The sequence below is a fragment of the Actinoalloteichus caeruleus DSM 43889 genome (assembly GCF_000429185.2).
Lineage (GTDB): Bacteria > Actinomycetota > Actinomycetes > Mycobacteriales > Pseudonocardiaceae > Actinoalloteichus_B > Actinoalloteichus_B caeruleus.
Genome location: NZ_AUBJ02000001.1, coordinates 2,318,376 through 2,339,593, shown reverse-complemented (window position 1 = coordinate 2,339,593; position 21,218 = coordinate 2,318,376). Strand labels below are relative to the sequence as shown.

General features: G+C 74.3%; 18 protein-coding genes and 1 pseudogene. 9 read left to right on the top strand and 10 right to left on the bottom strand.

Annotated elements, in window-relative coordinates:
• The first annotated feature begins 4 nt into the window (after positions 1 to 4).
• The 5 genes and pseudogenes from paaA to paaE all read left to right on the top strand — a co-directional run bounded on the left by paaA (position 5) and on the right by paaE (position 4,114).
• Positions 5 to 1,051, top strand: coding sequence for a 1,2-phenylacetyl-CoA epoxidase subunit PaaA (paaA, locus tag G443_RS08290; protein WP_245588989.1), 1,047 nt, complete (start codon positions 5 to 7; stop codon positions 1,049 to 1,051).
• Positions 1,052 to 1,197: 146 nt separating this feature from the next.
• A pseudogene (gene paaB / locus G443_RS08285) lies at positions 1,198 to 1,476 on the top strand (1,2-phenylacetyl-CoA epoxidase subunit PaaB); the annotation flags it as partial.
• A gap of 7 nt (positions 1,477 to 1,483) precedes the next feature.
• Positions 1,484 to 2,410, top strand: a complete 927-nt coding sequence (gene paaC, locus G443_RS08280; protein WP_026420708.1) for a 1,2-phenylacetyl-CoA epoxidase subunit PaaC — start codon at positions 1,484 to 1,486, stop codon at positions 2,408 to 2,410.
• Positions 2,404 to 2,919: a 1,2-phenylacetyl-CoA epoxidase subunit PaaD gene (gene paaD / locus G443_RS08275; RefSeq protein ID WP_026420709.1), complete on the top strand. Its 516-nt coding sequence runs from the start codon at positions 2,404 to 2,406 to the stop codon at positions 2,917 to 2,919. The genes paaC and paaD overlap by 7 nt, the downstream gene beginning before the upstream one ends.
• 55 nt (positions 2,920 to 2,974) lie before the next feature.
• On the top strand, positions 2,975 to 4,114 hold the full coding sequence (paaE, locus tag G443_RS08270) for a 1,2-phenylacetyl-CoA epoxidase subunit PaaE (RefSeq protein WP_026420710.1): 1,140 nt from the start codon (positions 2,975 to 2,977) through the stop codon (positions 4,112 to 4,114).
• Between the two features lie 549 nt (positions 4,115 to 4,663).
• Here paaE and G443_RS08265 read toward each other — a convergent pair.
• Positions 4,664 to 5,275, bottom strand: coding sequence for a TetR/AcrR family transcriptional regulator (locus tag G443_RS08265; protein WP_026420711.1), 612 nt, complete (start codon positions 5,273 to 5,275; stop codon positions 4,664 to 4,666).
• 52 nt (positions 5,276 to 5,327) lie between these two features.
• Here G443_RS08265 and G443_RS08260 point away from each other — a divergent pair, with 52 nt between their 5' ends.
• Entirely contained in the window at positions 5,328 to 6,323 is a 996-nt protein-coding gene (locus G443_RS08260; protein WP_026420712.1) for an alpha/beta fold hydrolase, read from the top strand.
• A gap of 1,158 nt (positions 6,324 to 7,481) precedes the next feature.
• Here G443_RS08260 and G443_RS08255 read toward each other — a convergent pair.
• From G443_RS08255 to G443_RS08240, 4 genes are all read right to left on the bottom strand, one after another.
• Complete coding sequence (locus tag G443_RS08255; protein WP_026420714.1) at positions 7,482 to 7,928, bottom strand: hypothetical protein; 447 nt, start codon at positions 7,926 to 7,928, stop codon at positions 7,482 to 7,484.
• Between the two features lie 113 nt (positions 7,929 to 8,041).
• Entirely contained in the window at positions 8,042 to 8,959 is a 918-nt protein-coding gene (locus G443_RS08250; RefSeq protein WP_026420715.1) for a hypothetical protein, read from the bottom strand.
• A 416-nt stretch (positions 8,960 to 9,375) separates the two neighbouring features.
• Positions 9,376 to 11,442 (bottom strand): heparinase II/III domain-containing protein, encoded by a 2,067-nt coding sequence (locus tag G443_RS08245; RefSeq protein WP_253860188.1) that lies wholly within the window; start codon positions 11,440 to 11,442, stop codon positions 9,376 to 9,378.
• A 194-nt stretch (positions 11,443 to 11,636) separates the two neighbouring features.
• On the bottom strand, positions 11,637 to 12,428 hold the full coding sequence (locus G443_RS08240) for a family 43 glycosylhydrolase (protein WP_081715757.1): 792 nt from the start codon (positions 12,426 to 12,428) through the stop codon (positions 11,637 to 11,639).
• Between the two features lie 240 nt (positions 12,429 to 12,668).
• On the opposite strand from G443_RS08240, the gene G443_RS08235 reads away from it, so the two are divergent.
• Positions 12,669 to 13,985 carry an ROK family protein gene (locus G443_RS08235; RefSeq protein ID WP_211237631.1) on the top strand — a complete coding sequence of 439 codons (1,317 nt, stop codon included), beginning with the start codon at positions 12,669 to 12,671 and terminating at the stop codon, positions 13,983 to 13,985.
• A 1-nt stretch (position 13,986) separates the two neighbouring features.
• Positions 13,987 to 15,744 carry a glycoside hydrolase family 35 protein gene (locus tag G443_RS08230; RefSeq protein ID WP_026420716.1) on the top strand — a complete coding sequence of 586 codons (1,758 nt, stop codon included), beginning with the start codon at positions 13,987 to 13,989 and terminating at the stop codon, positions 15,742 to 15,744.
• A 255-nt stretch (positions 15,745 to 15,999) separates the two neighbouring features.
• Here G443_RS08230 and G443_RS08225 read toward each other — a convergent pair whose 3' ends face one another.
• The gene (locus G443_RS08225; protein WP_026420717.1) at positions 16,000 to 16,620 is read right to left on the bottom strand and encodes a TetR/AcrR family transcriptional regulator; all 621 of its coding nucleotides are present in this window, start codon (positions 16,618 to 16,620) and stop codon (positions 16,000 to 16,002) included.
• Positions 16,621 to 16,740: 120 nt separating this feature from the next.
• Here G443_RS08225 and G443_RS08220 point away from each other — a divergent pair, with 120 nt between their 5' ends.
• Positions 16,741 to 17,526 (top strand): SDR family oxidoreductase, encoded by a 786-nt coding sequence (locus G443_RS08220; protein ID WP_026420718.1) that lies wholly within the window; start codon positions 16,741 to 16,743, stop codon positions 17,524 to 17,526.
• 44 nt (positions 17,527 to 17,570) lie between these two features.
• On the opposite strand, the gene G443_RS08215 is transcribed toward G443_RS08220, so the two are convergent.
• From G443_RS08215 to G443_RS08200, 4 genes are all read right to left on the bottom strand, one after another.
• Positions 17,571 to 18,293 carry a DsbA family oxidoreductase gene (locus tag G443_RS08215; RefSeq protein ID WP_026420719.1) on the bottom strand — a complete coding sequence of 241 codons (723 nt, stop codon included), beginning with the start codon at positions 18,291 to 18,293 and terminating at the stop codon, positions 17,571 to 17,573.
• Between the two features lie 113 nt (positions 18,294 to 18,406).
• Complete coding sequence (locus G443_RS08210; protein ID WP_026420720.1) at positions 18,407 to 19,180, bottom strand: GNAT family N-acetyltransferase; 774 nt, start codon at positions 19,178 to 19,180, stop codon at positions 18,407 to 18,409.
• A 98-nt stretch (positions 19,181 to 19,278) separates the two neighbouring features.
• A complete protein-coding gene (locus G443_RS08205) occupies positions 19,279 to 20,112 on the bottom strand; it encodes a nucleotidyltransferase domain-containing protein (RefSeq protein ID WP_245588990.1) in 834 nt (277 codons plus the stop codon).
• 248 nt (positions 20,113 to 20,360) lie between these two features.
• Entirely contained in the window at positions 20,361 to 21,104 is a 744-nt protein-coding gene (locus tag G443_RS08200; protein WP_026420722.1) for a class I SAM-dependent DNA methyltransferase, read from the bottom strand.
• Positions 21,105 to 21,218 lie beyond the last annotated feature (114 nt).

Here is a 21,218-nt window from a genome sequence, read left to right as displayed (position 1 = left end):
GGCCGTGCCCTCGGCCGAGGAGGTGATGACGGTGACGGACCGGAGGACCGGGCACGGCCCGGACGGGGCGCGCCGCCCACCCGAAGCGACCCTGGCCGACGAGACCGAGGCCCAGGCCCGGTTCGAACGCCTGATCGCCGAGGACCAACGCATCGAACCCCGGGACTGGATGCCCGAGGCCTACCGCGCCACCCTGATCAGACAGGTGGCCCAGCACGCGCACTCCGAGATCATCGGCATGCAACCGGAGGGGGCCTGGCTGACCCGCGCCCCCTCGCTCCGGCGCAAGGCCATCCTGCTGGCCAAGGTCCAGGACGAGGCCGGGCACGGCCTGTACCTGTACTCGGCCTGCGAGACGCTGGGCGCGGACCGCGCCGACCTGACCGAGAAACTGGTGACCGGCCGGCAGAAGTACTCGTCGATCTTCAACTACCCGACGTTGTCCTTCGCCGACGTCGGAGTCATCGGCTGGCTGGTCGACGGCGCCGCGATCTGCAACCAGGTGCCGTTGTGCCGCAGCTCCTACGGCCCCTACGCCCGCGCCATGATCCGCATCTGCAAGGAGGAGTCCTTCCACCAACGGCAGGGCTACGAGTTGCTGATGACCATGATGGGCGGTACCGAGGAGCAACGCGCCCAGGTGCGGGACGCCGTGGACCGCTGGTGGTGGCCCAGCCTGATGATGTTCGGGCCGCCCGACGCCGAGTCGCCCAACACGGCCCGCTCGATGGCCTGGCGGATCAAGCGGCACACCAACGACGAGCTGCGGCAGCGGTTCGTCGACATCACGGTGCCCCAGGCCGAGGCGCTGGGTGTCAGCCTCCCCGACCCGGACCTGCGGTGGAACGCCGAGCGCGGGCACTACGACCACGGGCCGATCGACTGGGACGAGCTCTCCCGCGTCATCCGGGGTGACGGGCCGTGCAACGCCGAACGGATCGCCACGCGACGGGCCGCCCACCGCGACGGCGAGTGGGTGCGGCGGGCGGCGTCCGCGCACGCGGCGAAGCGGGCGGCCCGGGACGCGGTCGGGGCGGGGGTGGCCGGGTGACCACCACCGGAGGCGCACCCGACGCCGGGTCCGGCCCCTCGACCGGACCGGACCGGTCGGCGAGCCCGACCGGGGACGACCACGCCCGGACCCCGGGAGTTGGCACCGCCGGCGCCGACAGTGCACGAGCCGCGCGGGATCCCCGCGCCGAATGGCCGCTCTACGAGGTGTTCCTGCGCGGTCGGCGCGGCCTGAACCACGTCCACGTCGGGTCGCTGCGCGCGGCCGAGGACACGATGGCCCTCCGCAACGCCCGCGACCTCTACACCCGCCGCAACGAGGGGGTGAGCATCTGGGTGGTCCGGTCGGACGCCATCGCCGCGTCCAGCCCGGACGAACGGGACCCGTTCTTCGCGCCCAGCGCCGACAAGGTGTACCGGCACCCCACGTTCTACGCGATCCCCGACGACGTCCCCCACCTGTGAGGTCCCGATGGCCTTCGACAACGCCTACGAGGCGCTCACCGAGGACGCCGGGGGACTGGGGGACCGGTGGGCCCACGGCACCGGCTTCCAGGACGCGCTGTCCGGAGTGGACGACACCGTTCCCGCCGGTGTGGACCTGACCGCCGCCGCCCGCCACGTCCTCGGTCTCGCCGACGACGCCCTGGTGATGGCGCACCGGCTCAGCGAGTGGTGCACCCACGCGCCGGAACTGGAGGAGGAGGTCGCGCTGGCCAACATCGCCCTCGACCTGCTCGGGCAGGCCCGGTCGTTGCTGGCCAGGGCCGCCCAGCTCGACCCGGGACTGCGGCCGGCCGGGGTGCCCGGCCACGTACCGGACGAGGACGCCCTGGCGTTCTTCCGGGCCGCCGAGGACTACCGCAACGTGCGCCTGGTCGAGGCCCCCCACGGGGACTTCGGGCACCTGGTGGCCCGCCTGCTGGTCTTCTCGACCTGGCGGTTGGCCCTGTTGGACCGGCTCAGCGGTTCCCGCGACCCGGTCGTGGCGGCGGTGGCGGCCAAGGCCGTGCCCGAGGTCGCCTACCACCGGGACCACGCGGCGGGGTGGGCCGTGCGGCTCGGGGACGGCACCGACGAGTCCCATCGCAGGGTGGCCGAGGGGCTGGCCGAGGTGTGGCCGTTGGTCGAGGAACTGTTCGCCACCACCGACGCGGAGCGGACCGCCGTCGCCGACGGGACGGGGGTCGACCCCGCCACCACCCGCGCGGAGTTCGCGGACGTGCTCAGCCGGGTGTGCGACCAGGCGACCCTGGACCCGCCCGGCATGGACGACCGGGGGGCCGGGGACGCCCCGGCCGTCCCCCGGGGCCGGACGGGGCAGCACACGGCGGCGTTGCGGGACCTGCTGGCGGAGATGCAGAGCGTGGCCCGCGCGCACCCCGAGGGGCGGTGGTGACGGTGCCCAGCCCGGAACTCGACCGGGCCCGCGCGGCCGCCGGGGCGGTCGTCGACCCGGAGCTGCCCATGCTGACCCTCGTCGACCTGGGGGTGCTGCGCTCGGTCGAGATCGAGCCGCCCACCCGGGTGGTGGTGACGGTGACCCCCACCTACTCGGGCTGTCCGGCGCTGGTCGAGATGCGCGCCGACCTGGTGGCCGCGCTGCACCGGGCGGGTTTCCCCGACGTCGACATCCGCACCGCCCTCGCCCCGCCCTGGTCGAGCGACTGGATCACGCCGGAGGGCCGGGCCGCGCTCCGCGAACACGGCATCGCGCCACCGGGCCCGGCGCCCCGCCGGGGGAGGGGTCCGGTACCGCTGCGCCTGGACCCCCCGCCGGCAGCGCGCTGCCCGCGCTGCGACTCGCCCGACACCGACCAGCTGGCAGCCTTCGGAGCGACGGCGTGCCGGGCGTTGCGCCGCTGCCGGGGGTGCGGGGAGCCCTTCGAGCAGGTGAGGGAACTGTGACCGCGCGGAGGGCGACGAGTGCCGGACCGCGCCGCACCGCCCTGGGAGGACCGCGATGACACCCCGTGCTCCGAACGCGACCAGCGACCCCGCCGGGGCCGGGGCCGGCGCCGCCGGGAGGGGTGGCCGGCCGCGACCCACCTTCCGCCCGCTGCGGGTTGCCTCGGTGCGGCGGCTGTGCTCCGACGCGGTGGAGATCGGTTTCGAGGTGCCGCCCGAGTACGCCGCCGAGTTCCGGTTCCGCCCGGGCCAGGCGCTCACCCTGCGGCGGCGGGAGGGCGAGCTCGACGAGCGGCGCAGCTACTCGCTGTGCGGCCCGGCCGGCAGCGCGCCGCGCATCGGCGTGCGCGAGGTGCCAGACGGCCTGGTCTCGCGGTGGCTGAACCGGGAGGTCGCCGTCGGGGACGTGGTGGAGGCGCTGCCGCCGACGGGACGGTTCGCGTTGGGCGAGGACGTCTCCGGCCACCACGTGCTCGTCGCCGCCGGGTCCGGCATCACCCCGCTGCTGTCCATCGCGGCCACCGTCCTCTCCGGCGACCCGACGTCCCGGGTGACCCTCGTCTACGGGAACCGGCACACCGGGTCGGTGATGTTCGCCGAGGACCTGGCCGACCTGAAGGACCGGTACCCGGCCAGGACGCAGCTGCTGCACGTGCTCTCCCGGGAACCCCGGGAGGCGGAGCTGACCTCGGGACGGGTCGACGGCGCGAAGGTGGAGCTGCTGTTGTCCGAGGTGGTGCCCCCGGAGACGGTGGACCACTGGTGGCTGTGCGGGCCGTGGGACCTGGTCGAGGTGGTGCGCACGGCGCTGGCCGACCACGGGGTGCCGGCGGCCCGGGTGCACCGGGAGCTGTTCCACGTCGAGGACGAGGCCCCGCCGGTGCGGCGCCACCAGGACGGCTCCGCGCCGACGGGCCCGGTCACCCGGGTCCGCCTGCTGCTCGACGGTCGGACCACCAGCCTCACGGTGCCCCGGGACGTGCCAGTCCTCGACGCGGCGCAGCCGGCCCGACCGGACCTGCCCTTCGCCTGCAGGGGAGGGGTGTGCGGCACCTGCCGGGCCAGGGTCGTCTCCGGGGAGGTGCGGATGCGCCGGAACTTCGCCCTCGAACCGTCCGAGGTGGACGCCGGGTTCGTGCTCACCTGCCAGTCCCTGCCGACGACGGAGGAGCTGGAGATCGACTACGACGGGTGATCCGGGGCTCGACCGGGTGTCCCCGGCCCCCAACCGCTTCCCGCCGGAGCCGAGGCCTGATCGCGGCCAGGAGTCGTGTCTCGGGAGCGGCCCCTGCCGCCTCGCCCGGGAGCCGCCCCAGGGGCCTCGCCCCGGCTGCCGACGGCGGTCCGGAGCGACGAGCGGACCGTCATCCGGTCGGGCCGCCCGCCCCGGCTCACGACACCCGGAGCCACCTCGGCACCACGCGGCGGGTCGCGCAGTCCGCCGCGTCCCCTTCCGCCCGGCGAGGGAGTCCCCAGGAGGTCGACCATGCCGGCCGCATGCTCCGCGCGGCGGCCGGTTCGATGAGCCGACGGCCGTGGGTGGCCCGCCGCCGTGTCCCTGGGCCCGCGATTCCGCCGTGCCCACCTCGGCCGTGACCATCCCCGCGCGCCCTGCCCCTTCGGTCGTCCACCGGGACCGGTGGGCCCGCCTGGGGCGCGGTCGGGTGGGGAGGCGGGGGCGGCTCGGAGCGCCTCCGCGGTGTCCGCTGGTGCGGAGCCCGTCGCCGGTGCGTCCCCCTTCCTGTCACGCGAACAGCGTGCGGTCCACCATCGCGACCAGCAGGTCAGCCGCCGCTCCGGTGTCGTAGCCGTCGTCGGCGAGTCGTTCGGCGACGATGGCGTCGACGGCGCCCCCGATGGTGATCGCCAGTGTGCGCAGGTCCAGCTCCGAGGTGACGCCGCGTGCCTGCCGCGCGGCCGCCAGCAGCGACGCGAGCGGCCGCCACCGGAGGCTGGGGTCGTAGTCCCCGTCCCCGCCGCCCTGGGTCATCGCTTCGACGATCATCCGGGTGTGCCGGGGGTGTTCCCGGAGGTGGCCGATCATCGCCCGCACGTAGGCGGCGGGGCCGCCCTCGGGGGGAACGGCCTCGACGGCCTCGGCGACGTGGCCGGTCAGCGCGGTCAGCACGTGTTCGTGAGCGGCGCTCACCACGGCGTCCTTCGACGGGAAGTGGTAGAGCACGGCGGCCTTGGTGATGCCCGCGCCCTCGGCGATCCGGGACAGCGAGGTCCCGGCGTACCCCCGCTCGGCCACCAGGCCGATGGTGACCTCGACCAACTGGGTGCGGCGGGCCTGCTCGGTGAGGGTGAGCTGACGGGGTCGGGACGTGTCCTGGTCACGGGGTGATTTGGCCATGCCCTCAGCTTACCGTACGGTAGAAGAATCTACCGATCGGTTAGGAGGCCTTGTGGACGACACCACACCGACCCCATCCCCCACCCGAACCCGGCGCCGCCGCTGGCCCATCGTGCTCGGCGTGATCGCGGCGTTGTTCCTGGTCATCGGGTTCGTCTCCCGCACGCCCTCCCCCGTCGGGCACTGGACCAGCGCCGAGGGCCGGGACGAGTTCCACGACACGTACCGGACCGCGATGGCCGACCTGCCCGTCCCGGACGCCACCCTCGACGTCCGCACCGACTACGGGATCGTGCGGGCGTACCGGTTCGAGGGGGAGGCCGACCGCGCCGAGCCCCTCGTGCTCCTGCCCGGGAGGGCCTCCGCGTCCCCGGTGTGGGCGGACAACCTGCCCCACCTGCTGCGGGTCGGCGACGTCTACACCCTCGACCTGCTCGGCGAACCGGGCATGAGCGTGCAGGACCGCCCGATCGTCGATGACGACGACCAGGCTGACTGGCTGCACCAGACCCTCGACGGGCTCCCGGAGAGCGAGTTCCACCTGGTCGGCCTCTCCATCGGCGGCTGGACCGCGGCGAACCTCGCCACCCGCCAGCCCGAGGGGATCGCCAGCCTCACCCTCGTCGAGCCGGTGTTCGTCTTCGACGACATGCCCCTGGGCACCATCGTGCGGTCCCTGCCCGCCTCGTTGCCCTGGCTGCCCAAGTCCTGGCGGGACGGCTTCAACTCGTACACGGCCGGCGGCGCGCCCGTCGAGGACGTGCCGGTCGCCCGGATGATCGAGGCCGGGATGGCGCACTACAGCCTGCGGCTGCCGCAGCCCAGCCGGATCAGCGAGGAGGCGTTGTCCGGCCTGGACATGCCCGTGCTGGCCGTCATCGCCGGGGAGTCGGTCATGCTCGACTCCGCCGCTGCCGTCGAGGTCGCCGAACGCGCGCTGCCGGAGGGCACCGTCCGCCTCTACCCGGACGCCTCGCACGCCATCAACGGTGAACACCCCGACGAGCTCGCCGAGGACATCGCCGGGTTCCTCGACGCGCAGGAGTAGCCACCGTGCGGGGCGTCCTCGACGCGGTTCGCAGCCGCCGTCGTGGCCCCCGCCCGGGAAGCGGCGCCAGCGGGCGGGGCGGCGGAGCGAGAACGCCATTGCCAGGGACTCCATCGCCAGGGACGCCGGGCGAGCGTCACCCGCCAGGGCGCATCGACCCTCCGGGCACCGGAGGGCCCCTGGGTGGCGGAGGCCCGGTGCCGGCGCGCGGGACGAACCCCGACGTCGAGCCAAGAGGCGCTCGGCGCGGGTGGATCCCCTCGCGCTCGACGGCCTGCCCACCCGGCGGCCGCGCACCGGAGACGCTTCTCCACGCGCGGGATGACTTCCCGTCCCGGTCCGTGACCGGATGCCAGCGTTGGTCACGGTATGTGGGAGTTCGAGGTCGTGGAGGTGGTCGCCGGCGCCCGTCGCCGGGGTGGTGGCCCAGTGCGGGCGGCCCTGGGGGGCGTTGAGGAAGCCAGGCGGGGCCTGGCGGCGGCCGTTGGCCCCGCGCCGACGCAGCCGGCGCGCCGTGAGGCCGCGGGGAGCGGAGCGCGGAATTCGACGCGGTGATGCTGGCCGAGTTCGTTCCGGCGCTGAACGAGCACGGCGTCCCCGCGAGCGGGACCACGGAGAACGCCGGGAAGCTGGCGGCGCGCCTCGTGCGTACGGCACGGTTGATCCCGGGGACTCTTGGAAGGGAGTCCGAGGAGAACGGGCGCGGAGTCGACGTCGGCGATATCGCGTGGTCCGCGTGAGCTGATGTGGACGACGCACCGGCCAGGTGCGGCGCTGGCCGGGGTTCGTTGGCTGCTGATCGCGGGCGGCCGGAGCTCACAGCCGTGACGAACGCCGCGAACCTGTCGCGGTCGTCGACCAGCGTGCCGCCCTCTCGGTCCGGTCACACGCCGTGCGCGGCTGATCCACGTCGGCTGGCCACCCACGCGGGCGGGCGACCTCCACCGGAGCGGCCACCCCGGCGTCGAGCGGGTGCGGGCGGGCGAGGGTGCGGGGTGACGTTGTCGTTCGGGTCCGACTGGTAGGCGCGGCACGCCCCGCTCGCGGGCCGCGACGAGGAGCGGACGGCCAAGGGAACCGGCGAGCGCGCTCGGTCATGCTGCCCGGTCCACGAGCCACTTCGCCATCGCGAGCGCATCCCAGCCGGACGTGGGCCGCTCATCGCGGGAAGTCGGAGCCAGGATCCTCCTCGCTGGCGAGGCTCCCTTCGACGAGTCGGATCTCCTGCTCGGTCAGCGCGCGCGTGCTCCGCTCGGCGAGCCAGCGTTCGAGTTCCCGGCCGGGATCGAGTGACACCCGGACCCCGCCGTCGGCGCCCCGCGCGACGACGAGGCCCCCGCCGACCGCGTACTCCACGATGGACGAGCCGGCCAGCGTGGGCTCGTCTCCCGCGTCCCCGACCTCCCACGCCCCGGCGTCCGAGGATCCGTCGCTGCTGGCCGGGCGCAACCGGAACCCCTGGTAGCCCAGCCCGCCGGGGGGCGCCGACCGGTCGGGAACCGCGACCAGGGCCCCGAGCCGCCGGCTCGCCTCCTCCCGCTCGGCGCCGCGCAACCGGAAGACCGGGTTGGGACGGCCGCTGTAGAGGGCCACCTCCACGTCCATGCCCGTCATCCTCCCGCTCGGTGACACCGGAACGGGCGGGGCGGGTGCCCACCTCGACGGTGCGTCAGTGCCCGCCCCGCCCGCCGTGTGACGCGGTCAGGCGCGGTCGGTGGTCAGCGGATGCGCTGCCGCTGGGTGTGGCAGCCGTAGAAGTAGCCGCAGAACTGGGTGTACGGGCCCCGGTCGCAGGTCTCGGGGTTGTTGATCACCCGGTTGCTGTTGTCCACGTTCCTGGCCGCGGTGCTGCCTGGCTTGTGCGCCCAGTACCCCTCCGACTGGAGGCGGTACCAGTGGAAGTCGGTGTTGGGCCAGATCACCAGGGCGACCAGGTGGCGCGGCCACTCGCTGTCCGGGAAGCAGTCGTAGCGGCGGTGCATGCCGTCGCACAACGCGCCTCGGCCGACCTCGGCGCAGGTCAGGGCCGTGTACTGGTTCCCGCACCCGCGTCCGGGTTGCGCGAAGGTGTTGTTGCGCCAGTTGCTGGCGTAGTTGTAGCAGTTGTTGTGCAGGCGGGTGTTCTGGTCGTCGTTCCAGAAGCCCGGGTTGAACGGGGTGACGTCGTAGTAGCAGGTGGCGGCGGCGGTGAACGATTCGCTCGTCTCCTGCCCGCCCTCCTGGATGCTCGCCCCGCTGCGGGAGCCTTCCTCGGTCGCCGTGGTCAACTGCGTGGTCAGGAACGGCCGCAGCGGTTCGGGCAGGCTGACGCCCTCCTCGGTGTCCAGGCTGGTGTCCACCCGGTCCAACAGGCCGATCAACCGCTCGGCCAGTTCGGCGGCACGAGGGCCCCTGGCCTCCCGGCCCACGGGGAGATAGGTGGTCGAGCCGAGACGGAGGTCCGGGGCGGCCTCGTCGCTGAGTGACTCGACCAGCAGGCCACGGAACCCGACACCGGCGCGGGCCGGCGCGTCCTCCGTGAGCAGTTCGGAGCCCTCCGAGAGGGCGCGCAACGTGTTCCGTGCCGTCCGTTCCTCACCGACCGTCCACACCGGGTTCTGACGTCCGGAGAAGACGTCCGCGGTAATGCGCAACATGGGATGCCACTCCTTGTCCGTGTGGTTTCCCCAGCCCGGCGGTGATGTGCGGTGGTGCGCGGCGCATGCGGGAATCCAGTTCGGCGGTCGCCATCGCCGGGAACGTCGCCGTGCCTCTCGGGCGCGACCAGTTCCGGGACTACTCGGATCCTCGGGGCGGCGGTGCCGCATCCGACAGGGGCCGCGGCATCCGCCGCGTCGTCCCCGTGCGCGTCCACGCACGGTTCCTCCGGACGCTGTCCAGCGTTCGGGCCGCTGGTCGAGGAATTGCTCGTGCGCCTCGTTTCGGGTGATCGCGGTGCCCCGTGAACCGCTTCCCGGGCGGCGTGCTCCTGCTCGTGGGCCGGGTGTTCTGTTCTCCTCGCTCGTGACGTCGACCCGCGCGTGCTGTGAAATGGGGGACGTCACAATCGAGCCTACGAGCGCGTTCCGTGTCGCGCAGTGTCGATCAGGCCGGCGGGGACACGTATTTCTGGTGCCGATTTCACCGTTCTGACCACGCGACAACCGGGACGACCGCGCGTCGTTCTCGTCGTCCCGAGGCCCTGCCTGGCGGTCCCGCCGTCAGCGGGGGTTCCTGCCCGGTCGACAACGACGGTGAATTCCACCGGCAGGTCGTGGATTCCCGGGGGCAGCGTCGTCGTCAGGTGGAGTCGGCGCGCCACTCCGGGAGATCCGTCGTGTTCGACGGTCCGCACCTCGTCGTCGTCGACGGTCCACGACCGGCCCGGGGGCACCCGCAACCCGACACGCCCGTGCCGGCCTCGCCAGTGGGCCGGCTCGGTGGGATCCGTCCCCGTGCGCACCCGGTGCCTGCTGACGAAGGTCTCCGTCACCGCGCAGTCGCCGGCCACCTCGACGGTGTCGGTGAGCAGCAGCCGCCCGCCGTCCTCGGTGTGCCGCCAGTCGAGGTCCCGGTGCAGGGCCAGCAGCGCCGGGTGGTCGTAGGCGCTGGTCAGGTCGAGGGTGAGGCGCACGCCGTCCCGGCGTTGCTCGTGGTGGAGGACCACCGCGCGTCGTTCGGCTCCCGGTAGCTGCCCGGTGCCGTCGAGGAGAGGCACCGAGTGGCCCTCGGAGGAGGCGTGCAGCACCCGGTAACGGCCGGGGCCGAAGTAGTCCCGCGTGTACTCGGGGGAGCCGAGGTCGGCCAGCAGCGACTCGCCCCCGACGTGCAGCAGGAAGTGGCCGAGGTCGTTGTGGTTGTGCGGCTCGTCGTTGTGACCGCCCTTCGCGGCGAAGGCCACCGGGACGCCCAGCACCGGGCGCCGGTCGGTGATCCACTGCGCGGCCGGCAGGAACCAGGTGCCCGCCTCCGTCACGACCGGTCCCGGCGCGCCGGTGGTCTCCCCGGTGGCCCGGCCCGGTACCTCGCCCGCGTCGCCGCGCCCACCGCCCTCCCGGCCGGTCTCCGTCGTCCTCTCGGGCGGGTCCCCGCAGGCGTCGGGCACCACCGCGCCGTCGGTGGTGGGGCCGCTGGTCGCCGCGGCGGGGCCACCTCCCCGGGTGGTCGCCGGGTGGCCGGCCGGACCGGCGAAGGCCTCGTCGGTCGCCCAGCACAGCGTTCGGGTCAGGGGGGCCCACCGGTAGCAGGGGTCGTCCTCGAGTCGTGGCGGCGTGGTCAGGGGCGGCAACGACCGCGCCACTCGCCGCTGGCGGAGCCGGCAGAGCAGGCCGGCCGGCAGCGCCGGTTCCTCCGGGCTGTCGGCGAAGTTGGCGAAGTGCCCGCCGCCGAGCCAGGCGGCCGCCGGGAACTCGGCGATCCGGCGGACGTGGTCGCCGTGGGCACCGGTGAGCAGGTCCTGGCCGGTGTGGTCCCGCAGCGTCTCCGCGAAGTACACGAAGTAGCCGAACCCGTAGGACCAGTAGCCCACCCCCTCGGTGCACGCCCCGTCGGCACCGAAGCCGGACAGGAACACCTCCTGGGCGCGGGTCGCTCGGGCCAGCAGGGCGGCCCGTTCCCGCTCGTCGTCCAGGAGCGCAAGGGCGGTCATGCCGACCGCGCCCCCGCAGACGGCCGACCAGTTGTGGCGCCAGGACTCCCACGGTTGGGACCGGGGTTCCAACATCGGTTCCACGACGCGGCGGCGGATCTCGGCGTGGGCGCGGGCGGTGACCTCCGGGTGCAGGGCGGGGGACAGCAGCCTGGTGACCTCGGCCAGCGCGTGCGCGGTCTCCGCCGCGAAGAGGTCGACGCACCGGGTGTGGGCGGCGGGGCCGTCGTCCGGGGCGAGGTGGGCGGGCAGCGCCCAGGTGTGCTCGTCGCACACCGCCCACACCAGGTCGTTGAGGGCGGTGGCCTGCTCGGGGCGTTCGTCGACGAGCACGGTCAGTGCCAGCGCGGCGAGCTGGCGGCGGCGGGCGAAGTAGGGCCGTTCGTACCCCAGGCGGTCGCCGCGTTCCCGGAAGGCGGCGAACTCCCGGAACCGCAGCGGCGGGGGCCGTCGCGGACCGCGTCCTCGGCGGCGGCGCGGAGGTCCGCCCACAGCGGGGCGAACCGGTCGGCGGTGGCCGAGGCGCGCACCGCCGCGCGGGTCCGTCGCGGCCAGCGGCTCCTCCGTCGTCCGCCACGGTCACCCTGGTGTGCCATCTCGTCGCCCTTCCCGTGGCCCCCAGCCTGTCCGTCCCGGTCAACCCCCGTTTCCGCGACCGGGGAGTCTCGGCCCTCCCCGGTCGTCGCTCATTCCTCGCGGAACACCGATCCGTGCCGCACGGAGCCCGAGAGCCCGCCGGGCAGCTCCCGGGGCGGTGACCAGGTCCGCAGGTCCGCGCTGTCGCTGTAGACGTAGCGGGAGGTGGTGTAGCCGTCCAGGTAGATGCGGTGGCGGCCGTCGGGGAGCACGGTCAGCGCGGGACCCTCCACCCGTCCCCACCCGGCGAAGTCGCCGGTGTCCACGAAGCGGTAGGGCCCGGTGAGCGCGGGTGCCACGGCGTGTTCGACGACCTTGTCGGTCTCGTTCTTGGCGAAGGCGTGGTATTCGCCGCCGTGGTGCACGAGGAAGGTGTCGATGTGGTTGGGGCCGATGCCGGCCAGCTCCACCGGCCCCGACCAGCGGGTCAGTTCGTCGTCCTCGGCGGTGAACAGGTGCGGGCGGAAGGGGCCGTAGGAGCCGGTGGAGAGGGAGACGACGACGTGCTGCCGCCCGGTGGCCGGGTCGCGGAAGAACTCCGGAGCCCAGGTGTTGCGCACCCACCCCACGCCGACCTCCACCGTGGTGTGGTGCCGCCACTGGATGAGGTCGTCGCTGACGGCCAGCGCGAAGTTCCCGGTCTCCCAGCCCGTGGTGTGGGCGACGAACCAGCGGCCGCCGTGCCGGGTGACGGAGGGGTCCCGCACCAGTCCGGTCGGGGGTTCGTAGGCGGGGCCGTGGAGCAGGGTGAAGTCGGTGGCGTCCGCCGACTCGTAGACGTACATGTTGCTCTCGCTGCCGTTGGTGAACGCGGTGAAGACGTAGCGCACCCTGCTCCTCATCCCTCCCACTGCCGTGGCGGCGAGGCCAGGCCGTTCGCCGTGGGGTGATCCTGCGTGCGGTGCGGCCGGTGGACAAGGCCGTCCCCGCCCGTGGGCGGGGTTTGACCGAAGTCAGCCCATCTGGGCCGCGTCCCCGGGATCCGGGGAAGCGGGGACGGCCGTTTCCGGCCGGGGCCGCCGCGGGGCCGTCGGGCGGCTGGCCCTCGCGGTCCGAGCGGGACTAGGGTCAAAATCCGACCCTTGGAAAAAGTCCCCGGCCCGCCGGTGGACTCGCTGGCACCGGAGGAGGAGGGTGTCGTGCGTCCTCGTTCCTCGCGGGACATCCGCAGGGAGAACCGCTTCGACCTGCTGCGACGCGTGTACTCGGCCGAGCGGGCGGTCACCCGCCAGTGGCTGGCGGCCGAGACGGGGCTCTCCCCCGCCACCGTCGCCACCCTGACCACCGAACTGCTCGCCCTCGGGGTGCTCGTCGAGGTCGGCAGGGAGGACTCCGGTGGCGGTCGTCCCCGGGCGCGGCTCGCGGTGAACGGGGACCACGGCGTCCTCGTCGGCGTGGACGTCGCCGAGACCTACGTCCGCGCCGACCTGTTCGACCTCGCGCTGCGCGGCCTCGACTCGGGGCACCGGGAGATCGGACCGGAGGACCACCAGCCCGACGTGGTGGCCCGGCACGTCGTCGACCTGGTGCGCGGCATCTTCGACCGTGGTCGGCTGACCCGGGACCGCCTGCTCGGGATCGGGGTGAGCCTGCCGGGGCAGCGGCACACCGACAGCGGGGTGTCCCTGTTCCCCGCCGCCACCGGGGCCTACGAGGACGGTGACCCGGAGGGGAGGTTCCGGGGGCTCCTGGCGGACGCCTTCGGGAGCGAACCCTTCCTGGAGAACCCGCTGAAGGCGAGCACGGTGGCCGAGCTGTGGTTCGGCGGGGGACGCGCCGCCCACGACCTGGCGGTGGTGACCCTCGGAACCGGGGTCGGCGTGGGGATCGCCGTCGACCAGCGCCTGTACCGGGGAGCCACCGACGCGGCGGGGGAGTGGGGGCACACCCTGCTGGTCCCCGGCGGACGGACCTGCCGGTGTGGCAGGACCGGCTGCGTCGAGGCCTATGTGGGCGCTCCCGGCATCGTGGCGACGCTGCGCGAACGCGACCCGCGCGACCCGCTGCTCCACGCCGACGAGTCCGCCACCGTCGACGCGTTGGCCTCGGCCGCCGGCCGGGACGATCCGCGTGCCCTCGCCGTGCTCGACGAGGTGGGCGCCACCCTCGGTGTCGCCCTCGCCAACCTGGTCAACGTCCTCAACCCCGACACCGTGGTGCTCGGCAGCTGGGTGGCGACCCGCCTGGGCCGCTGGTTGCTGCCCGCCGCCCGCGACGGCGCCGCCACCCACGCCCTGCCCCGCAACCTCGCGGCCGTCGACTGGCGGCTGTCCGGGGTGGAGGGGCACGCCGTGAGCCTGGGCGTCGCCGCACTGGCCCTCGAAGGACTCGTCGCGGGCGGCCCGTCGGCCGCGCCGCGTCGCGACCCCGTTCCGACGACCGCCCACCGGGAGCGCTGACATGCCCGAATTCGCCATTGGTGACGACGACTTCCTGTTGGACGGGAAGCCGACGCGCATCATCTCCGGCGCACTGCACTACTTCCGGGTCCACCCCGACCAGTGGGAGGACAGGCTTCGCAAGGCCCGGCTGATGGGGCTGAACACCGTGGAGACCTACGTCCCGTGGAACCTGCACCAACCGACGCCGGACGACCTCACCGCCGAGGACGGGCTCGACCTCCCCCGGTTCCTGCGGCTGGCCGGGGCGGAGGGGCTGCACGTGCTGCTGCGCCCCGGCCCCTACATCTGCGCGGAGTGGGAGTTCGGGGGGCTGCCCGCCTGGTTGCTGGCGGAACCCGGGGTGCGGCTCCGCTCCACCGACCCCACCTACCTGGCGGCGGTGGAGCGCTTCCTGGCCCGGCTGTTGCCGTTGGTGGTCCCCCACCTGGTGACCCGGGGCGGGCCGGTGCTGGCCGTGCAGGTGGAGAACGAGTTCGGCGCCTACGGCCGGGACCAGGAGTACCTGGAGCGGGTGGCGGAGTTCCTGCGGGCCGGCGGGGTGGACGTCCCGTTGTTCACCAGCGACCAGCCCTCCGAGGAGATGCTGGCCGCCGGAGGCCTGCCCGGGGTGCTGCGCACCGGCAACTTCGGCTCGCGGGCGGCGGAGAACCTGGCCCGCTTGCGGGAGGGGCAGCCCACGGGGCCGTTGATGTGCATGGAGTTCTGGCACGGCTGGTTCGACCGGTGGGGTGGGCCGCACCACGTGCGCGAGCCCGAGGACGCGGCGTCCACCCTGGACGAGCTGCTGGCCGCCGGTGCCTCGGTGAACTTCTACATGTTCCACGGCGGGACCAGTTTCGGCTTCCTCAACGGCGCCAACGACAACGGCCGGTACCTGCCCACCGTGAACTCCTACGACTACGACGCCCCGCTGTCGGAGAGCGGTGATCCCACCCCGAAGTTCGCGGCGTTCCGCGAGGTCATCGCCCGGTACGCCCCCGTCCCCGACGAGCCGGTGCCCGCTCGGGGGCCCCGCCTTCCGGAGACGGCGGTCAGCCTGGACGAGTCGGCGGCGTTGCTCCCTGCCGTGGACCTCCTCGCCGAGGGGGTCGCCGCCGACCGGCCGCTCACGATGGAGGAGTTGGGCCAGGCCTACGGTTTCGTGCTCTACCGGACCACCCTGCCGGCGGCGGTGGACGGGGTGCTCGTCGTCGAGGACGTGCACGACCGCGCCCAGGTCTTCGTGGACGGCGCGCCGGTGGGGGTGCTGGAGCGGGAGCACCGCGAGCGGGCGCTGGCGCTGCGGGCACCGGCCGGTGCCCGGCTCGACCTGCTGGTGGAGAACCAGGGGCGGGTGAACTACGGGGAGGGGCTGGCCGACCGCAAGGGCGTCCTCGGCGGGGTGTTCGTCGACGGGACCGAGGTGACCGGCTGGAGCTGCCACCCGCTGCCGCTGTCGGCGGAGCAACTGGCCGCCGCCCCGTACTCGCCGGCCACCGGGCTGCCAGCCGGACCGGGACTGCACCGGGGGACCGTCCGGATCGAGCAGCCGGCGGACACCTTCGTCTCCCTGCCGGACTGGACCAAGGGCGTGGTCTGGATCAACGGCTTCGCCCTCGGGCGGTACTGGCGGCGCGGTCCGCAGCGGACCCTCTACGTCCCCGGGCCCGTGCTGCGCCCCGGGGGCAACGAGATCGTCGTTCTCGAGTTGGAGGCCGCGACGTCGCGCACGCTGATGTTGGTGCCCGAACCCGACCTGGGTCATACCCAGGAGTGACGGTTCGGGCCCCTTGTCGTGGGATGGCCCCTCGGGCCGCGTGTTCGTGGGTTGGGGTCGACACGGCGACCCCGGTCTCCCCGAGGTCGTCCCCTCCCCGATCCCGTCCGGGCGTCGCCGCCGCGCACGTCCCGGCTCGGCCGGGTGGGAGTCGCGACGGGTGGCGGTCCCACCCCAGCCACCCCACCGGGGACCGGGTCCTCCGCCGGGTGGCGGGCGCGGGGCGGCCGGGCTCCCACGTGTTCGTGGCCGGGCTCAGCCCGACCGGTGGGGCGTGCCGCCGCCGGCTCCGACTCCCGTGAACAGCGTGTCGACCACTCGCGCGGCGGCTGCGTCCAGTTCGGCCGGTGTCGGCTCCTCGGCCAGGTCCTCGGCCGCGGCCTGGATGAGCCCGTAGTACACCCGGCTGGCCCAGTCGGGGTCGACGTCCGAGCGCACCGCACCGGCGTCGCGGGCCCGGCGGAACAGGGCGACGCACCGGGCGCGGGTGTCGGTGTGGACGCGCATCACCTCGGGGTGTTCGGAGTGGACGCCCATCGCGAAGCTCCAGGTCCGTTTGATGCGCAGCACGTTGGCCGTCACCTCGTGCAGGGCGACCAGGGGTGGGGCGCTCTCGGGGCGGCCGGCCAGGACCGCCGCCTCCAACTGCTGGGCCGCCAGGACCGTCAGCGAGGAGACGAGGTCCTCCCTGGTGGCGAAGCGCCGGTGCACCGTCGTCCGCGCGACCCCCGCCTCGGCGGCGATGCGTTCCATCGTGGCCCCGGGCTCCTGGCTGAGCACCCGTTCGGCGGCGGCGAGGATGGCGCGCACGGTGCGTTCGGCGTCCGCGCGTCGGGCGCGTCCCGGCCCCGGGGTCCGTTCCGTGTCGTCCCGCATCACCGTGCCCTCCCCGCCGGGAGCGTACCGCCGTGCCACCCCTTCCCTCGAAGTTGCTACATTCGTGTAGCAACTAACTCAGTAGTGGCATCAACGAAGTAGTGGTTGAAGGGAGTTCTGGTGGATCTTCGCCTGAGCGGGAAGACAGCGGTGGTCACCGGCGGAAGTCGGGGCATCGGCCGCGCCATCGCGGCCGTCCTCGCCGAACAGGGAGTCCGGGTGGTGGTCGGCGCCCGCCGCGCCCCCGATCCGCCAGTGCCCGGCACGACGGCCGTCACCGCCGACCTCGGCACCGAGCAGGGCGCGCGGGACCTCGCCGGCGCGGCCCTCGCGGAACTCGGCGCGGTCGACGTCCTGGTGAACAACGTCGGAGGCGGCGACGGTGGTGACGGCCAGACCAGCGGGTTCCTGGGGACCTCCGACGCCCTGTGGCACGCCACCTTCGAGCTCAACCTGTTCAGCGCGGTCCGCGTCACCCGGCACCTGCTGCCCAGCCTGCTCGACCAGCGCGGCAGCATCGTCACCGTGTCCTCCAACGCGGCGCGGACGCCCGGCGCCGGCCCGTTGCCCTACGCGGTGGCCAAGGCCGCGCTCACCGCGTTCGCCAAGGGCCTCGACGCCGAGTACGGGCCCCGGGGCGTCCGGGTCAACACCGTCTCCCCGGGACCGGTGCGCACCGATCTGTGGGAACACCCAGAGGGGTACGGCGCCGCCCTCGCCCGCTCGCTGGGCATCCCCCTCGACGACCTGCTCGCCGGCCTGCCCGACGCCTCGGGCATGACCACCGGTCGGCTCGTCGAACCCCTCGAGGTCGCGCACCTCGTCGCCTACCTGGCCTCACCGCTGGCCGCCAGCGTCGCGGGCGCGGACCTGCTCATCGACGGCGGCGCCACCCGAACCCTCTGAGCCGGCGGCGCGGTGGGGCGGCCCACCGAACGCCCGGGACGGGATCAGCCGGTCGACCCGGACCCCGCCGCGCCGTCCGGGACCGCACACGCCGCCCCACCCTCGCCCCTCGTCGGGTCGGCGGCCCGCTCGTCCACCCCGGCGGCCGTGGCCAGGGCACGTGCCAGCACCTCGACCGGTTGCGCGCCCGACACCCCGTACCTGCCGTCGAGCACGAAGAACGGCACCCCGCTCACCCCGAGCCGGCGAGCCAGGTCGAGATCGGCGCGCACCGCGTCGGCGTGCGCGTCCCCGTCGTCGAGCACCCGGCCGGCCGTCGCCTCGTCCACCCCGGCCTCGGTGGCGAGCAGCACGAGGGAGTCCCGGTCGAACAGCGACCGCTGCTCGGAGAAGTGCGCGCGGAACAGCCGCTCGACCATGCGCGGGCCGGTCCCCAGCCCAGCGGCGCACTGGACCAGGCGGTGGGCGTCGAAGGTGTTGCCGTACCGCAGCTCGCCCATCCGGAACTCCAGCCCGTCCCCGGCCGCCGTGCGCTCCATGTCCGTCGCCATCCGGGCCGCCTCCTCCCGGGAGGTGCCGAACTTCGCGGCCAGCACCTCGGCCTGGTCGCGGGTCTCACCCCGGGGGAAGCCGGGGTCGAGCTGGAAGGACCGGTACACCACCTCGACGCGGTCACCGAGGCCGGCGGCGTCGAGCGCCCGCTCGAACCGCTTCTTGCCCAGGTAGCACCAGGGGCAGACCAGATCGGACCAGATGTCGACCCGCACCAGCGGCTCCTTCCTCGCGCCTCGACTCCCCGGAACGGACCGTGAGCCTCCGCCACGGTAGTCGACCGGCCCGGCCGCCCGTCGTGGCGGACGAGGACGCCGCCCGGCACCGCTCAGGGGGCGGTGCGGTAGTGGTAGGCGGCGAGCTCGGTGAACCCGGCGCGGGTGTAGAGCCCGTGCGCGGCGGTGTTGTCCTCGTCCACCTGGAGGTAGAGCTGGTGGGCCCCGCGTCGCCCCGCCCACCCGGCCAACGCGCCCAACACCAGCCGGGCGGCGCCCCGGCCCCGGGCGTGCCGCCTTGTCGCCATGCCGAAGATCCCCGCCCAGCCGTCGTCGAGGACCACCCGGCCCACGCTCACCACCTCCCCGTCCAGGGCCACGGAGGCGTACCCGCAGGGGCGGTCCAGCCGGTCGAGCACCCGACGTTCGGCCTCCCGGTCGAGGCCCGCGCCGTGCACGGCGAACCAGGTGTCGAACCAGGTCGGGTCGGCGTGGTCTCGCACCGACACCGGGAGGTGGGCGCCGACCGCCCCGACGCGCGCCCCGTCCAGCGGAGCGGTCCGCAACGACATCGGACTCTCCCGGCGATAGCCCCGCCCGGCCAGCAGCGCGTCCAACTGGCCCGGTGAGGCCGGGCTGATCTGGAAGCGGGCGGTCCCGCCGTACCCGGCGTGGAAGCGTTCCGCCCGTCCCACCCGCTCCGCCAGCGGTTCCGCCGCCAGCTCCTCGTGCGCCAGCACGGCCGCCGACCACCACGCGCAGCCGGGGGAGTGCCGCAGCCACCAGCCTCCGAGGTGGACGACGTGTTCGGCGGGCAGTGCCCGCGCGGTCCGTTCCTGGAGCGCGGCGACGAGGGCGGCGGTGCTGGTCGAGGACGTGGTCGGCATCCTCGCCTCCCTTCCGGCGGGCCAGCCACGGGGCGCGGGCGTGGCACGGCGTTCGTGATCGGCCACCCCCTCGCGCGGGACGTTCGGCGGGCGCGTGGTCAGCGCGGCCCGGGGACCCCGTGCACGGCGGCGTACTCCTCGGCCAGCCAGGGGCCGAGGTCGTCGAGGACCATCGGGAGGACGTCCGTGTTCGCCGTCGGAGCCGACGCGGCCTCGGCGACGGCCCGCATCCGCTCGGCCTGGTCCGGGTAGTACCGCCCGAAGATGTCGGCCGACCGGGTGAGGTCGCTGGTCCACCCGCCCCAGCGGGGCATGACCAGCGTGAACCCGGTGCGGACCACCCGCCTGGTGACCCCGCGCACGAGGGAACGCCGCTCGGCGTCCGTGGTGGCGGCGGCGTTCCTGTCCCGCCACCGGGGAAGCAGGGAACCGAGGTCGCCGTTCGTCTCCCGCGCGAGCACCGAGTCCGGCCGGTAACGGGGCAGCAGCTCGGCGAGGTCCTGCCCGAGCAGCGGGGTGCACAGGCAGGCGACGAAGAACCCGCCGTCGTACCGCTCCCCGTCGCTGAGGAGGGACGTCATGCTCGACAGGAGGATGCCGGCGCCGTCGATCTCCGGGAAGGCGTCGTCCAACTCGGACTCGATGGTCCTGACCTCGGCCCGGTCGGTGGCCGATGGCTCCGCTCGCAGGGCCACCAGGACGTCCAGGTCGGACGTGCCAGGGACGGCGGTGCCCCGGGGGATGCTGCCGTAGAGGTAGGCGCTGTGCAGGCGGTCGGCGTCGAAGGTCGCCGCGAGGCGCGCCCGGGTCGCCTCGACCACCGGCGCGAACGCCGCGCCCACCCGGTCGAGGGCCCCCTCGCGGACGATCGCTCCCGTGCCGTCCACCCCGCGTTCGTCCACCTCGCGTTCGTCCACCTCGCGTTCGGCCATTCGCGCAGGATGACCGATCGGCGCGAACCGATCCACCCGATTTCCCGAGCTCCCCTCCGTGGCACCGGCACGACCGCCCCGGGTGCCACCCGCTCGCACACCAGCCCCGGGCTCCCGACCGGGACCGAGGGCGGACCCGGCCCGTGCCGTCGCGGTGACCGGGGGCGGCGCGGCCGGCCGCGACGGGGAGCCGCTCGCGGGTCGTCCCACGGTCCCGCCGCGCGCCGGGCCTCGTGTCCACCGCGGGCTCACGGGGCCGGTGGTAGCCGATAGACGGAGACGTGGGACCGGGAGTCGGAGGTGAACTCGGCTCCGGACCAGTCGGCCCACCTGTTCTCCAGGTCGAACCCGGCCAGCTGCCCCATCAGGTCGAGCTCGGCCGGCCAGACGTAGCGGTGCGGACTGCGCGCCAGCCGCGCCTGCCTGCCCTCGCCGAACGTGAAGTGGTGGGACACCAGGTGCTGGCGCACCGTGTCGTAGGTGTCCAGGCCGACGTACCCGGGCTCGGCGTGGTAGACCAGCGCCTCCTGCCCCGGTGGGAGCCGGCGCAGCTCGGGCACCTCCAGCTCGATCACGAACCGCCCGCCGGGCACCAGGTGGCGTGCGGCGTTGCGGAAGCAGGACACCTGCTCGGCCTGGGTGAGCAGGTTCGAGATCGTGTTGTAGACCAGGTACACCAGCGAGTACTCGCCCGGCGCGGTGGCCGTGGCCATGTCCCCGATGACCACGGGCACGGCCCGATCGTCCACCTTCGTCCGGAGCCGCTCGACCATGGGACGGGACAGGTCGATCCCGGTGACGCGGACCCCCCGTTCGGCGAGTGGCACGGCCACCCGACCGGTGCCGATCGCGAACTCCAGCGCCTCCCCGTCACCGGCCAACGCGGCCAGGCGGTCGACGGTCGGTTCCAGGACCTCACGGGCGAACCTGCCCCGGCCCGGCGTGTCATAGCGTTGGGCGGTCTCCGCGTCCCAGATCTCCTCCTGGCGCATGGTCGTGACGATTCCCGGCGACGGCCCGCGATGTCCACCGAATTCGGTGCGACGGCGACCAGGCCCTGCCCGAGCCACCACCGGCGGACGGGCGCGTCCCGGGGCCACGAGGGC